A 14,248-nucleotide genomic window follows, 5' to 3' on the forward strand; every position below is an offset into this window, starting at 1 on the left:
CCTCCCTTGCTGCCTTTCTCGCTTGTTCTCTTTTAGGGCTGATGGGCCGGCGTCTATTGCCGGTGCCAGGCAGGGCCGCCCGGCGCAATTCAGGCCGCCGCTTTCAAACCCGCGGACGCGGCCGGCTGGCTCAGCCACTCCATAGCGGCAGGCAGACCGCTTTCCTTGAGGCCCACACCCGCGAGCCGTAGACCCATCTCACAGCCGGCCAGCGTGGCGAGCAGCATCAGGTCGTTGCAATCGCCGAGGTGGCCGATGCGGAACATGCGGCCTTTCATCTTGCCGAGACCCGTCCCAAGCGACATGTCGAAGCGTTCGTAGATGAGCTTGCGCACGGCGTCGGCGTCGACGCCGTCGGGCATCATCACGCCGGTCAGCACCGGGCTGTACACGGCCGGGTCCGCGCACTGGATCTCCAGGCCCCATGCGCGCACCGCGCGGCGGGTCGCTTCGGCGAGACGCTCGTGACGCGCGAACACGTTGTCGAGCCCTTCGCCGAGAATCATCTCCAGCGCTTCGTGCAGGCCGTAGAGCAAATTCGTGTTCGGCGTGTACGGCCAGTAGCCGGTCTCGTTCATTTCGAGGATTTCGCTCCAGTCCCAGAAACTGCGCGGCAGTGTCGCGTGCTTGCTGGCGGCCAGCGCTTTCGGCGAGATCGCGTTGAAGCTGATGCCGGGCGGCAGCATCAAGCCCTTTTGCGAGCCCGACACGGTGACATCGACGCCCCACTCGTCGTGGCGGTAGTCGGCGCATGCGAGGCCCGAGATCGTGTCGACGAGCAGCAGCGCCGGATGGCCCGCCGCATCGATCGCGCGACGCACGGCGGCGATGTCGGACGTGACGCCGGTGGAAGTTTCGTTATGCACGACGCACACCGCCTTGATCGTGCGTTGCGTGTCGGCGCGCAGACGCTCCTCGATCATCTGCGGCTGAACCCCGCGCCGCCAGCCTTCGATGCCCGGCAAGCCGAGGAACTCGGGCTTCAGCCCAAGCTTGTCCGCCATCTTTTTCCACAACGTCGCGAAGTGGCCGGTCTCGTACATCAGCACGTGATCGCCGGGACTCAGCGTGTTGCACAGCGCCGCTTCCCATGCGCCCGTGCCGGAGGCCGGATAGATCACCACGGGCTGCTGCGTCTTGAAGATCTTCTTGATGCCGTCGAGCACCTTCAAACCGAGTTCGCCGAACTCGGGGCCGCGATGGTCGATGGTCGGATAGCTCATCGCGCGGAGAATGCGGTCGGGCACCGGGCTCGGACCCGGAATCTGCAAAAAGTGACGTCCAGCGGGATGAAAGTCTAGCTTGAGCATGGGGCTCCTCCGATTGAATTTTGCATGCAAAAAACTATATCAGACGAAGTAAGACGCTCCCAAGTCTAAATTTGCGTGTGAATGCCGGTGTTTACCCGCGCTCTTAACTAATGTTGCGGCTTCCGATAAAATCCCATTCATGCGAGATGAGGGTTTTTGTATGCAAAATTCGGAGTTCATTGCGGGCGTGACCGCTTCCACGCTGATGCCGAAGGTCGAGCGTCAGCGCCTGCACGACACGGTGGTGGAGCACATTCGCCGCTTCATCGTCGAAGGGATGCTGGAGCCGGGCAAGAAACTGAATGAGCGGGAGTTGTGCGAGACCCTCGGCATCTCGCGCACGCCGTTGCGCGAAGCGCTGAAAGTGCTGGCCGCCGAAGGGCTGATCGAGATTTCGCCGAATCGGGGCGCGTCGGTGTCGAAGATGTCGGAGGCAGAGTTGCGCGAGACTTTCGAACTGATGAGCGGTCTAGAAGCGTTTTCCGGCGAACTGGCCGCCGAACGGATGACCGCGGCCGAGCTTGCCGAGATCAAGGCGCTCCATTACGCGATGCTCGCGTGCCGCACGCAGAACGATCTGCCCGGCTACTACAGCCGCAATCAGGCGATTCACGACAAGATCAACGAGGCGGCGAGAAATTCAGCGCTGCGGCAAACCTATATTGCGGTGAACCGGCGCTTGCAGGCGCTCAGGTTCCGCTCGAACTTTCAGATTCCGAAGTGGGACAGTGCGATTCACGATCACGATGAAATGCTGAAGGCGTTAGAAGCACGTGACGGCAAGAAGCTGAGCGCGATTCTGCGGCAGCATTTGCTCGACAAGCGCGATGCGGTTTTGCAGGTGCAGTCGCAGGAAGCGGCAGCGGGGTCGTCGTCGAATACTTAAGCAACGTGATCTTCTCAGGCACGGTCGCGCCTCATGCCACCGACAATGCTTACTACCTCGGCATCACGTTCGCTGCGACGACTTGCACCTATAGCGCCATCAGCATGACCGGCATGGGGCGCTACGATTCCACCGAAACAACGCTTTACGGCGCAAGCTCGAAGACGGACAAAAGGCGGCATCATTTTCGTAGTTAAGAGAACGTCGGCTTCGGCGTCCTGATCGTCGAAAGTCCTGTGCACGATTTCTGTGTGACGACCGGTATTGCCTGAGCGCCTGCGTCCAGTCTAGACTTGTCCACCTAAAATGTTGGCAAGCCTGTGGACAACCGTCTCGCAGCACCGCTAAGTGATTGAAGCGGATGGGATATTGCATGGCGGCTTCAGAGTAGGCATCCTGCGCTTTCCTGACATCCGTTAAACCTGAAGGCTTGTGCGGCAGGGACGCTGACGATGCGCGGCGTCCTTGCCCTCCAGTTGTCCACACAATTTGTTGGCAAGGCTGTGGACAACCTGCGCACAGCACTGCCAAGTAGTTGATGAGACAGGCCAATCTTGCGCCGGCGCCGCCGCGAGCAGCCGTCCGCCGACTGCTCCGGGTGTGAGCGCGCAGGCCTCACAGCGCCGCTTCCTTGCGCCGCAGCGACTCCGGCATCGCGTACAACACGATCAGCGCGCAGATCACGCTCATCGTGCCGATCACATACAACGCCGGCGTCGTGCTTCCCGTCAGATCCTTCACGCGGCCCACCATGATGGGGCTCACGATTCCGCCGAGCTGTCCGAGCGTATTGATCAACGCAATCCCGCCTGCCGCGCCTGCGCCGGTCAGCAGCTTGGGCGGCAACGCCCAGAACGCCGGAATCGACGCCACCACGCCCGCGCCCATCACCGCCAGCGCGATCACCAGCAAGGTGATCTGCTTGTCGAAGAAGCCCGCGGCAAAGAAGCCGATCGCTGACATCACCAGCAAGCCGAACACGAACTTGCGCCGCTCGCCGGTCGCGTCGGACAAACGGCCCACCACCACCATGCAGATCGCGCCGCAGACATAAGGCACGGCCGTCAGCAAGCCGATCATGGTCGGGTTGTTGGTGCCCGCGACGTGGATCAGGTGCGGCGTCCAGAAATTCAATCCGTACGACGCCACCTGAATCAGGAAGTAGACCAGCCCCAGCGTCAGAAAGCCCGGTGTTTTGAGCGCGCCCATCAGCGAATGGCCGGTGCTCGGATGACGGCTCTGCTGCGCAATCTGTCCCGACAGCAGCATCTTCTCCGGCGGCGACAGCCAGCCCGCGTCCTCGATGCGATCCTTGAGCAGTTTCAACACCATGATCCCGAGCACGACACATGGCAGCCCGCCGAGCAGGAACAGCCAGTGCCAGCCGGCCATGCCCAGCACCCCGTTCATGTGTCCGATCACCAGCCCCGCGAGCGGCGCGCCAACGAGGCCCGAGAACGCGGACGCCAGAAACAGCATCGACGTGATACGCCCGCGATAACTCGGCGGAAACCATAGCGTCAGGTAGTACAGCACGCCGGGTGCAAAGCCCGCTTCCATCGCGCCGATCACGAAGCGCAGCCCGTAGAACTGCCATTCGTTGTTGACGAACACCATCGCCGCCGTCGCGAGTCCCCACGAAATCATGATCCGCGCAATCCAGCGCCGCGCGCCGACCTTGTACAGAAACAGATTGCTGGGGACTTCGAACAATACATAGCCGATCACGAACAAACTCGCGCCGAGGCCGTACGCGGTATCGGACAGGCCGAGATCGCTCTGCAACTGGAACTTCGCGAAGCTGATGTTGATGCGGTCGAAGAACGCGAACAGATAGCAGATCATGATCAACGGCATCAACCGCCACGCGACTTTGCGGATGACGGCCACGAGGTCGTCCGCGCTGTCCTGATGGCTGCCGCTTGCAACTGCGCCCAGGTCACTCATGCTTGTCTCCAATGCCGGATTCGGCGAGGCCGTCCGGTCGTTTAGTCGGTTAATCGATCAGTCGGTTTGGGGGGAAATCAGATTTGCAGAACGTATTCGGGTACCGGATGCACGTCGCAATTGCGGCCTGCCTTCGCGAGTTGCCCAGGCACGTCGTGGCCGAGCAACGCAGGCAAACCACGCGACAGCGTAAGCAGCTTCGGCAGATCGACGCCAGTGCGAATGCCCATCTCGTCGCACATGTTCACGAGGTCTTCCGTGCAGATGTTGCCGGACGCACCCGGCGCGAAGGGGCAGCCGCCGAGGCCACCGAGCGCGGCATCGAAGCGGCGCGCGCCGACTTCGTATGCCGCCAGCACATTGGCGAGGCCCAGCCCGCGCGTGTTGTGAAAATGCAGCGTGAGCGCGGCGGCCGGCAGCCGTTCGAGCACGCGTGCGACCAGCCGCTTCACCTGGCGTGGGTTCGCCATGCCGGTCGTGTCAGCGAGCGTGATGCCCTCGATGCCCATCTCGCGATACGTGTCGACGATGCGGACCACTCGGTCTTCGTCGATCCGTCCTTCGAAGGGACAGCCGAAGGCAGTCGCCACCGTCGCGTTCAGCAGCACACCCGAGCCCTGCACGTGCCGCACGATGTCGTCGAAGGCCATCAGCGACGACTCGCAACTCATGCGCATGTTGGCGCGGTTGTGCGTCTGACTCGCGGACATCACGAGGTTCAGTTCGTCGGCGTGCGCGGCGAGCGCGCGCTCGGCCCCCTTCAGGTTCGGCACCAGCGCGACATAGATCACACCGGGATGCCGTTCGATCTGCTGGAACACGGCGTCGCCGTCGCGCAATGCCGGAATCGCTTTCGGCGACACGAACGAGCCGGCCTCGATACGTGTGAACCCCGCGGTCGATAGCGAATCGATCAGTTCGATCTTGTCGACGGTCTCGACCCACGTGGGCTCGATCTGCAGGCCGTCGCGCGGAGAGACTTCCTGCACGATCAGCTTGTCGACAGGGGCGTCGTTGTTGGCGGCGTTCATTGCACGGCTCCTTCGCGGCGCAGCCGCTCGATGTCTTCGTTGGCGAATCCGAGTTCGCTGAGAACGCTGCCGGTATGTTCGCCGAGCGTCGGCCCTTGCCAACGCACTTCGCCCGGCGTGTCCGACAGCTTCGGCACGATCCCCGGCATCTTCACCGAAGCGCCGCCCGGCAATTGCGCTTGCAGCAACATGTCGCGCGCCTGGTAGTGCGGATCCGCGACGATGTCGGCCACCGAATAGATCCGGCCCGACGGTACTTCGGCGCGTTCGAGCGCGGCCAGCACGTCGCCGGTCGCGTGGCGCGAGGTCCACGCGGTGATCGCCTGATCGAGCATCGCCGAGTGTTTCGCGCGGCCGTCGTTGTGCGCGAGCGCGGGATCGTCGGCGAGATCGGGGCGGCCGATCAATTGCATGAGGCGCTTGAAGATCGGATCGCTGTTGCCGGCGATCACGACGTAGCCGTCGTCCTCGGTGCGATACGTGTTCGACGGTGCGATGCCCGGCAAAGCGCCGCCGCTGCGCTCGCGCACGTGGCCGAGCAGGTCGTATTCCGGCACGAGGCTTTCCATCAGATTGAACACGCTCTCGACCAGCGACACGTCGACCACCTGGCCTTCGCCCTGACCGGTCTTCACGCGCAACAGCGACATCAGCGCGCCAATCACCCCGTGCAGCGACGCGAGCGAATCGCCGAGACTCACGCCGACGCGCGCCGGCGCGCCGCCCACTTCGCCGGTCGTATAGCGAATCCCGCCCATCGCTTCGCCAATCGCGCCGAAGCCCGGCCGGTCGCGATATGGGCCGGACTGGCCGTAGCCGGAGATGCGGACCATCGTCAGTTTCGGGTTGATCGCGTGCAGCACGTCCCAGCCGAGGCCGAGCTTTTCGAGCGCGCCAGGACGCAGATTTTCGACCACGACATCGGCATCGGCGGCGAGCCGTTTGACGATCTCGACGCCGTCCGCCGACTTCAGGTTCACGCAGACTGACTTCTTGTTGCGAGACTGCAGGTACCACCAGAGCGAGGTGCCTTCATGCAGCTTGCGCCATTTGCGAAGGGGATCGCCGGTCCCGGGGGCTTCGATCTTGATGACGTCGGCACCGAACTCGGCCATGAGGCGCGCGGCGAACGGCGCGGCGATGAGGGTTCCGATCTCGACGACGCGGATACCCTGAAGGGGTCCACCCATAGTGCTGTCTCCGAAGCTGGTTTCGTATTGGAAGACAGCTTAGGAGCGGCGTGGCGGCGGCGTCCAACCGCAATTCGCCAACGACCGTTCGCGAACGGCGAACGCTCGCTGTTTGAGGGCGGCTGGCGGCGGTTGGCGGGACGTCAGTGGCGTGGGTTGGCTTCGCCGGCCTCGGCTGCTTCTGCGGCCTGGGTTGCTTGCGCTGCTTCGATTGCTTCGATCGAGCGCAGGTGCTCGAACAACAAACGGCTCACCGGCGAAAGCGCGTCGACGTCGCGCACCACCAGCACGAGGCTGCGTTCGGACCAGTCGTCTTCGAGCGGCGTGCCGACGAGGCCGAGCGGGGCGCCCATCAGTTGATAGACCTTGCGCGGCAGCACCCCGACGCCCATGCCCGCTTGCACCATCCGGCACACCGCGTCGAAGCCCGGCACGTGAATGCGCAGGCGCAGCGGCTTGCCCGCCTGGCGCGCGGCCAGATGCGTGCGGGCGTTGATCGAACTCGCGGCGTGCAGGCCGACGTGATCGCCGTCGAGCGTTTCGGCAAACGCCACGCTCGCGCGCGCCGCCAGCGGATGATCGTCGCGCATCACGAGCACGAGCGAATCGCGCCGGTAGTGCTCGACGTGCAGGTCGTGCGTATCGGCGTCGCCGGAACAGATCCCGAGATCGGCGAGGCTGTCGTCGACGGCTTCGACCACGCCGCCGCTCGGCCGCTCTTCGAGATCGAGCTTGACGCGCTCGTGCTGCAACTGGAACGCGCGCAAATCTTCGGGCAGAAACTCGACGATCGCCGACAGATTGGCCATCATCCGCACGTAGCCGCGCACGCCGCTCGCGTGGCCGGCCAGTTCGATGCCGATGTTTTCGATGTCGCGCATGACGCGGCGCGCGTGATGCAGCAGCGTTTCGCCCGCCGGCGTCAGCGTCATGCCGCGCGCGGTGCGCTGAAACAGCGTCGCGCCGACCGCCTGTTCGAGTTCGAGCAGACGCTTGCTCGCGGCGGAGATGGCGATTGCCTCGCGCTCGGCCGCACGCGTAAGCGTGCCTTCTTCATAGACGGCGAGAAAGAGTTGAAGCGTCGTGAGGTCGAGCCTTCGGAGAAGGTTTTTGATTGCCATGGCGGTGCGCCGGAAGTTCGGTCAGTGGTAATCATCCTCTAGCTGATGGCGTACCGCCAGCACGGTCACTGTCGCCGCTTTGCTTCGCCTCTTCACGCGATGCGAGCCCTCGCGCGACAAACTCACGAAGACTCGAGCGCCGAGTGATGTCATTGCGAATAGCCTGCTTCACGAAATTGGAGAGGCTTTCGCCATCCTGCAACACGTCCTCGGCCGCGGCCCGCAATTCGGTGGCTCGACACGCACTGAGGGACAGTAGCGCTTTTCATCGCTCGCTCCGTGCGGCGCATTTGCGATGCACGGAGCGCCATCCGGTTTGCGGTGCACGCAAGCCCGGTGCGACCGCCGCCGTCACGCCTGCGGCTCAATCCTTCCACGCCGACCCGAGAATCATCGTGCAGAAATTCTCGCGATGATAATGCGGGTCTTTCAGCGCCAGCACGTCCGCCTTCACGTTGCCGAAGGTCGTCTCCGGCTTGTGGATCGTGCCGTGCGCGAACGCGTCGATGATGCCTTCCTTGAAGTGCGCACCGCGCGGATGCGCGTGAATCACCTCGTGACGCTGATGCTCGGTGAACTCGTCGTAAGCGAGACCCAGCACGTCCATTTCGACGCCTGCCGTGACCAGTGCGACCACCGGCTTCATATGCTGCGGAATGCCAGGCGTCGTGTGCAACGCAATCGAATTCCATACCTGCTCGATGTCGTCCTCGCCGATGCCGTGACGCCGCAGAAAATCACGCGCCGCGTTGGCGCCGTCCACTTCGAAGCGGTCATGTTCGCTGCTATACGGCGCGACGAGTCCCATGTCGTGAAACATCGCGCCGATGTACAGCAACTCGGGATCGTACTTCAACTGCTTGCGCGTGCCGGCCAGCGAGCCGAACAGGAAGACGCGCCGCGAATGGTGATAGAGGAGTTCGGGTTCGGTATCGCGCACGAGTTGCGTGGCTTCGCGCGCCATCATGCTGTCGGGAATCTGGATGCCTGCGATCGTGGTCATGTGATGTACTCCGTGACGGATTCGAATGGACGGACACGCTGTCCTCGCGACGTCAAAGCGCGTTTGGTATGCTGGTCCGCGGCGCTTTTTCGTGCGCTTCGAACCGCGCATCCGATGAAGCCCAGTATTGGTCAACGCGCTGCCGCGGACAATCGCCGTGGACCGTTGAACACTGCCAAACGCACCGCGTTGACTGCCGCGGGGCTGCGGATTGTCGTCCATCGTCAAAGGAAGTCTTTCGATGCCAACTGTCGCGATCGCGATCTTCCCCGGCGTACAGGCGCTCGATGTCGCGGGACCCGTCGATGTATTTTCAGAAGCCAATGGGTTCCTCGCGCCTGCCGATCGCTACGAGGTCAAACTGATCAGCGCGGAGTCCGTGCCCCTGCGCGCTTCGAACGGCATGACGCTGGTCGCCGATGCCACCTTCGACGACGCGCGTGAGCCGTTCGATCTCGCGCTGGTCGCGGGCGGCCCCGCGCTGCCGAATAACGAAAGCCCCGACACGCGCCTGCTCGACTGGTTGACGAACGTCGCCGCAGGTTGCGGCCGCTACGGCTCGATCTGCACCGGCGCGTTCGTGCTCGGGCACGCGGGCTTGCTCGACGCGCGCAACGTCACGACGCACTGGCAGCATGCGGCGCAACTGGCCGCGCAGTTTCCGCAGGCGCGGGTCGATTTCGACCGCATCTATCTGCGCGACGGGCCGCTCGTGACATCGGCGGGCGTGACGGCCGGTATCGATCTGTCGTTGGCTTTGGTGGCCGAGGATCATGGTCCGCATACCGCGCTCGCCGTCGCCAAGCGGCTAGTGGTGTTCGCGCAGCGGCAAGGCGGGCAGTCGCAATTCAGCCCTTATCTGACTGCGCCCGCCGACGACACGTCGCCAGTCGCCAGGGTGCAGGCGCACGTGATGGAGCGGATTCGCGAGCGCTTTACGGTGAAGCAACTGGCGGATGTCGCGGGTATGAGCGCGCGCAACTTCGCGCGTGTGTTCGTGCAGGAGACCGGGGTGACGCCGCATGAGTTCGTCGAGCGGGCTCGCGTGGATGCGGCGCGCAAGCTGCTGGAGAGTAGTGGCGCGGCGCTCAAGGCGATTGCTTACGACTGTGGGTTTGGGACTGCGGATCGGATGCGGATTGTGTTCACGAAGCGCATTGGGGTGACGCCGATGGGGTATCGGGAGAGGTTTCGGGCGGGGTGAGAGTGGAGCGTTTCGGGTTCCACGGAGTGAGCAGCTCGTTGCTGCTTCCAGGAGTTCGGGTCATGTGGCTTTCGGGTGTGGCGAGGCAATGCGATACGCATCGATCGCGATTCGCGGCTATTGCGCTGCGGGGTTGCCTGTGTGCCGATCTACGGGTCGTTCCCAAGTTCCGGAGCAAAGCATTACGCACCTGAAGCAAACTTCGCGGATGACAATTTTATGACCGGATGTACGCTCCCAAACATATTAACGATTTGCGAAGTGCAAGCATACCGTCTAGCTCGCGCTCCGTAGCCAGGGGCGCCACCACTCATATGTAGGCATTTGCAATCAACGTGCCCCGCCAAGGCTAAAAACATGAACAGCTTCGACTCTTCAATGCTGGCTATCGTGACACGCGATACGATGCACTCGGAGACTTTCAACCACGCAGTTAGGCTCGTTGCGGACTTCTATCTGTTCAAGGGCGTTCTGCCACTGGCCATGCTGTGTGCCCTCTGGTTCGACACAAGGGAGCGTCGGCAGTGGCGACGCGAAATGGTTGTGGCCGCCATCGTCAGCGGTTTTCTGGCACTCTTCATCGGCAGAGTTCTCGCCTCCTGCTTGCCCTTCCGCCAGCGACCGCTCTACGACCCGAGCCTGCACCTGACGTTTTCGATCGCGGCCACTCCAGAAGCTGTTCTTCGAACCTGGAGTTCGTTTCCTAGCGACCACGCCATGATTTGGGCGGCCGTCGCAATGGGCATTTTTCTCGTCTCAAGATGGATGGGCGTGCTCGCGCTGCTGCAGTGCGTCTTCCTTATCTGTATTCCGCGCGTTTATCTAGGCTTGCACTATCCGACCGACGTTCTGGCAGGCATGATCCTCGGCGTTGGCGTTACCTGCGTTGTCACGCGAAAACCGATCATGCAGCGATTTGCTCCAGCCATCGTGCGATTCGTCGACAGATATCCGAACGTTTCGTATGCCTTCCTGTTTGTCTTGCTGTTTGAACTTGCGACCATGTTCGATGAGCCACGGCAGCTTGCGGAAGGTGTCTTTCGACATGTTCTACGGGGTTAATGTTCGACGTCCATTTTTACTTCGCTTAACGGACTTGCCTCACCCCGATTACCGCGTTCGCCAAGCGAGGCCAGGCACGTCACGCGTGCAGGAATGCACTGACCACAGGACCTCCGGAAGCCGTCGTTCGCGTTGCACTAGCGCGAACGGCGGTTAACAAATCCCATCCCCCACCCGCAAAGCCCACAAAAAACCCCTATGAGAAAATGGCCCCTTGCCAGCTACCGCCCACAAGGAACCCCATGCCCTCCACGTCTCCAATCCGCGCAATCGTCACCGGCCACACTCGCGGCCTGGGCGCGGCGCTCGCCGAACAGCTGCTCGCACGCAACGTCACCGTGCTGGGCCTGTCCCGCTCGCGTCATGCAACTCTCAAGACACGTTTCCCAACACAGCTCGAAGAAATCGAACTCGAACTCGCCGATCCCACGCGCGTCGCGCAATGGATCGCGACCGATGCATTGCGCGCGTTCGTCAGCGGCGCGCCAACGGTTCTGTTGATCAACAACGCGGGCATGGTGCAACCCATCGGCCCGATCGAAGGGCAGGACGCGGCGGCTATCGCCAGCGCGGTGAGCCTCAACGTGGCCACGCCCCTCATGCTGGCCAGCGCGCTCGCCGCAGCCGCCGTCGATGCGAGCGACCGGCGCATCGTGCACATTTCCAGCGGCGCGGCCCGCAATGCGTATTCCGGCTGGAGCATCTACTGCGCGACCAAGGCCGCGCTCGATCATCACGCGCGCGCCGTCGCGCTCGATGCAAACCGCGCGCTGCGCATTTGCAGCCTCGCGCCGGGCGTCATCGATACGGACATGCAGGCGCAGATTCGCGGCAGCGGCGAAGAACAGTTCCCGATGCGCCCGAAGTTCGAAGAGCTCAAACGCAACGGCCGACTGTCGACGCCAGACCAATGTGCCGCGCAATTGATCGACTATGCGCTCGGCGATGCATTCGGGCAAACGCCGGTGGCCGATATCCGCGAGATCGCCAACCCGGCGTAACGCGCGGCGCCGACGCCTCCCGAAAAACCTCACCTTTGACACGCAGCGGTGCGGGTTCGGCTTGAGGCGTCGCTCGATCCGCTCCCGAAAACGCTCACCTTTCGAGCTTGGGGGCAGGGCGCAAAGGCATGCTGGGCGTGCTGCGGTGGGTTCGAAACAGGCTACTCCCGCAAACCCTCACCTTTCACGCAATACCGGAGCAAACTGCGCGCCGATTCCGGACCTGTGAGGGACAATGCGTTGCGCGCGGGCATTGTGCGAAACACGCCACGGCTCTAGCAGCAACGGAGTATGAATATCCCACCGCGGATCGCGCTGACGACTAATCCGTTGATACCGCACGCACTATCCGTCACGTTGAGCGCGGCAATGCGCAGTAGTGGAGTGCGTCGCGAGGCCAACACCATCACCGAATCGTTCGGCAAATGCTGGCGGACCTGGTTATCGCAACTGGCGAAGAGTGAGGCAAACCGAGGCGTACTAACTCACGTATCGTCCCAAGCCTTCGGCTCCCGAATGTTCTCACCTTAGCGCCGCCAGGAGCATATTGAAGCGAGGCCGTTCGAAGACACCCGATCATTTCACGCACGCAATCAGCGCGTGCGATGGCTTCCAGCAGTCAGCGGTACCCGGCGGGGTAACGCCTTAAAAACCGCCCGCGCTCAGCGTCATTCCTTCGCGGGACACGCGCGGTGCGAAATCACGCCGCGATAGCAGCGGATACCTCGGAGGGTGCGTACTTCGAGTCGCGAGGACTTCAGCGGGAACGACGCGCGCTCGAAAACGGCCGATGGCGTATCAGGTACGACAGACGCGTCGAGCAATACGCAAACTGCGCGTTGCCGTTCGAAAGAACGAAGTTAAAAATGCCGAAGACGTTGAGCGTGCGCGTCGCGTGCTCGATGACGTCGAACAACGCGTCGATGTCATCCGGGTCTGCATCCGCATGCGTGGCGAAATGGGCGTGCAGGCGGTTCATGATGAAGCAAACGCCGCTTCGCTATCCGTCGAGCCGATTGGCGCGAACGGCCCCGGCTCCTGCTAGCCGAGCGGCTGCAGGTTGCAAATCACCGGTTTCGCGGCTCCCGAAAACCCTCACCTTTGGCGTGCCGCGCCGGTGCCGCGCCGCTCAGCCCGCCAGCTTGCGGAACGTTTCCAGCACCGCATCGCCCTTGAAGGGCTTGACGATCCAGCCTTTGACGCCGGCCGCCTTGCCGCGCTCCTTCATCGCCGGGCTGCTTTCAGTGGTCAGCATGATGACGTTCACGGTCGTGTTCCCGAGTTCGCTGCGAATCTTCTCGACCATCGTCAGGCCGTCCATGTTCGGCATGTTGACGTCGCTGATCACGAGCTTGATGCCGGGGCTGGCCTTCAACCTGGCGAGGCCGTCCTTGCCGTCCACCGCCGTGTCGACGTCCAAACCGTTCTTCTTCAGAAAGCCGGCCACTTCGTCGCGCACCGTGCTCGAGTCATCCACCACCAGAATTTTCGACATGTTGTTTCCTTTGACACTACTCAGAATAAATCCAGTTCGCCTGCTTCGACCATTGCGCCGACATCGTCGGAGACTTCCCTGAAGTCTTCCGGCGACCAGCTCAGGCTGAACACGAAACGTTGGTGCAACTTGACCGCGCGGCCCGATTGCGGCTCACGCAGCCAGTACATGAAGCACAATTGCGGATTGCCGCTGCCGAACGAGATGTACTTGTGCTTGTGATTCACCAGCAGCGGCACTTGCACGTCGCTGCGCCGCGATGCATCCGCGTCGCCTACATAGCGGTTCTTGAACGAGCCCCACACGAGGTTCGTCACTTCACCGAGCACGCCGTTCAGATCGCGAAAATCCGCCTCGCCGTCGGGCGCGTTGTCGATCATCCGGTAACGGTCGAGCAAGTCGAGGATCGGCGTCTCTTCGGCCTGCATCATCATGTACCCGCGGCACCACGCGCTTTCCAGCGGAATCAGGCTGAACACTTCGCCGAAGATGATGCGGTCGCGCACGATGTACGGCGTATCGCACGTAATGGTCAGGTCCTTGAACACGTCGCCGAGAATCGCCTGGGTCATCTCGGCGATGCCGCGCACCAGCGCGTTCGGATAGTCGAGGCTGAAAATGTACTCGTCGATCACGCGGCGCAGCGGCGCCATATCGTGCGCGACGTAGGCGGCGCAGACCACGCGCCGCAAGCTCTCGGGCAAGCCCTCGGTGCTCGGGTCGCGCTCACGCCGCATGATGATCGGCAACTCGGGACGCACCGCGTTGATCCGGATCGCGAGTTCGGCGCTGGCCTCGGGCGAGCCGCCGTAGTTTTCGGCGAACAGTACCGCGCCGAGATCGATGTTCGAGCGCAGCACCGACTGCAAGCGGTTCTTGCCCACTTTCACGCCGACCAGGTTGTTCTCGTCGCAAAAGCGCTTGAGCGCCTCTTTGTGCGTGGGGCAATCGTCCAGCACCAGCACCTTGCTGACCGGCTCGTTAGAATTCATTTCGCT

Annotated in this window: 13 protein-coding genes and 1 pseudogene; 4 read left to right on the forward strand and 10 right to left on the reverse strand. The window is 62.7% G+C overall.

The annotated features are described in order from the left end of the window. Positions 1 to 89: 89 nt before the first annotated feature. Positions 90 to 1,310: a pyridoxal-phosphate-dependent aminotransferase family protein gene (locus HV770_RS24700; protein ID WP_175163885.1), complete on the reverse strand. Its 1,221-nt coding sequence runs from the start codon at positions 1,308 to 1,310 to the stop codon at positions 90 to 92. A 160-nt stretch (positions 1,311 to 1,470) separates the two neighbouring features. On the opposite strand from HV770_RS24700, the gene HV770_RS24705 reads away from it, so the two are divergent. Next, the gene (locus tag HV770_RS24705) at positions 1,471 to 2,196 is read left to right on the forward strand and encodes a GntR family transcriptional regulator (RefSeq protein WP_175163887.1); all 726 of its coding nucleotides are present in this window, start codon (positions 1,471 to 1,473) and stop codon (positions 2,194 to 2,196) included. Between the two features lie 615 nt (positions 2,197 to 2,811). Here HV770_RS24705 and HV770_RS24710 read toward each other — a convergent pair. The 6 genes from HV770_RS24710 to HV770_RS24730 all read right to left on the reverse strand — a co-directional run bounded on the left by HV770_RS24710 (position 2,812) and on the right by HV770_RS24730 (position 8,488). After that, positions 2,812 to 4,143, reverse strand: coding sequence for an MFS transporter (locus HV770_RS24710; RefSeq protein ID WP_175163889.1), 1,332 nt, complete (start codon positions 4,141 to 4,143; stop codon positions 2,812 to 2,814). A gap of 77 nt (positions 4,144 to 4,220) precedes the next feature. Then, positions 4,221 to 5,174, reverse strand: a complete 954-nt coding sequence (locus HV770_RS24715; RefSeq protein WP_175163891.1) for a hydroxymethylglutaryl-CoA lyase — start codon at positions 5,172 to 5,174, stop codon at positions 4,221 to 4,223. Continuing rightward, positions 5,171 to 6,364, reverse strand: a complete 1,194-nt coding sequence (locus tag HV770_RS24720) for a CaiB/BaiF CoA transferase family protein (protein WP_175163893.1) — start codon at positions 6,362 to 6,364, stop codon at positions 5,171 to 5,173. Before HV770_RS24720 ends, HV770_RS24715 begins: the two co-directional genes overlap by 4 nt. Positions 6,365 to 6,507: 143 nt before the next feature. After that, positions 6,508 to 7,485, reverse strand: coding sequence for a LysR family transcriptional regulator (locus tag HV770_RS24725; protein WP_175163895.1), 978 nt, complete (start codon positions 7,483 to 7,485; stop codon positions 6,508 to 6,510). 31 nt (positions 7,486 to 7,516) lie between these two features. Further along, complete coding sequence (locus HV770_RS39440) at positions 7,517 to 7,690, reverse strand: hypothetical protein (RefSeq protein WP_281366231.1); 174 nt, start codon at positions 7,688 to 7,690, stop codon at positions 7,517 to 7,519. Between the two features lie 159 nt (positions 7,691 to 7,849). Then, the gene (locus tag HV770_RS24730; protein ID WP_175163897.1) at positions 7,850 to 8,488 is read right to left on the reverse strand and encodes an HD domain-containing protein; all 639 of its coding nucleotides are present in this window, start codon (positions 8,486 to 8,488) and stop codon (positions 7,850 to 7,852) included. Positions 8,489 to 8,729: 241 nt separating this feature from the next. Here HV770_RS24730 and HV770_RS24735 point away from each other — a divergent pair, with 241 nt between their 5' ends. The 3 genes from HV770_RS24735 to HV770_RS24745 all read left to right on the forward strand — a co-directional run bounded on the left by HV770_RS24735 (position 8,730) and on the right by HV770_RS24745 (position 11,755). After that, the gene (locus HV770_RS24735; protein WP_175163899.1) at positions 8,730 to 9,692 is read left to right on the forward strand and encodes a GlxA family transcriptional regulator; all 963 of its coding nucleotides are present in this window, start codon (positions 8,730 to 8,732) and stop codon (positions 9,690 to 9,692) included. A gap of 357 nt (positions 9,693 to 10,049) precedes the next feature. Further along, positions 10,050 to 10,754: a phosphatase PAP2 family protein gene (locus HV770_RS24740; protein ID WP_175163901.1), complete on the forward strand. Its 705-nt coding sequence runs from the start codon at positions 10,050 to 10,052 to the stop codon at positions 10,752 to 10,754. Between the two features lie 242 nt (positions 10,755 to 10,996). Then, positions 10,997 to 11,755: an SDR family oxidoreductase gene (locus HV770_RS24745; protein WP_175163903.1), complete on the forward strand. Its 759-nt coding sequence runs from the start codon at positions 10,997 to 10,999 to the stop codon at positions 11,753 to 11,755. A 772-nt stretch (positions 11,756 to 12,527) separates the two neighbouring features. Here the strand turns inward: HV770_RS24745 and HV770_RS24750 are convergent. The 3 genes and pseudogenes from HV770_RS24750 to HV770_RS24760 all read right to left on the reverse strand — a co-directional run. Next, a pseudogene (locus tag HV770_RS24750) lies at positions 12,528 to 12,734 on the reverse strand (class II glutamine amidotransferase); the annotation flags it as partial. A 150-nt stretch (positions 12,735 to 12,884) separates the two neighbouring features. Further along, complete coding sequence (locus HV770_RS24755) at positions 12,885 to 13,250, reverse strand: response regulator (protein WP_175163907.1); 366 nt, start codon at positions 13,248 to 13,250, stop codon at positions 12,885 to 12,887. A gap of 20 nt (positions 13,251 to 13,270) precedes the next feature. Beyond that, positions 13,271 to 14,242 (reverse strand): chemotaxis protein CheX, encoded by a 972-nt coding sequence (locus HV770_RS24760; protein ID WP_175163909.1) that lies wholly within the window; start codon positions 14,240 to 14,242, stop codon positions 13,271 to 13,273. Between the last annotated feature and the right edge of the window lie 6 nt (positions 14,243 to 14,248).

It is taken from the genome of Paraburkholderia fynbosensis (assembly GCF_902859935.1).
GTDB classification, from domain to species: Bacteria; Pseudomonadota; Gammaproteobacteria; order Burkholderiales; family Burkholderiaceae; genus Paraburkholderia; species Paraburkholderia fynbosensis.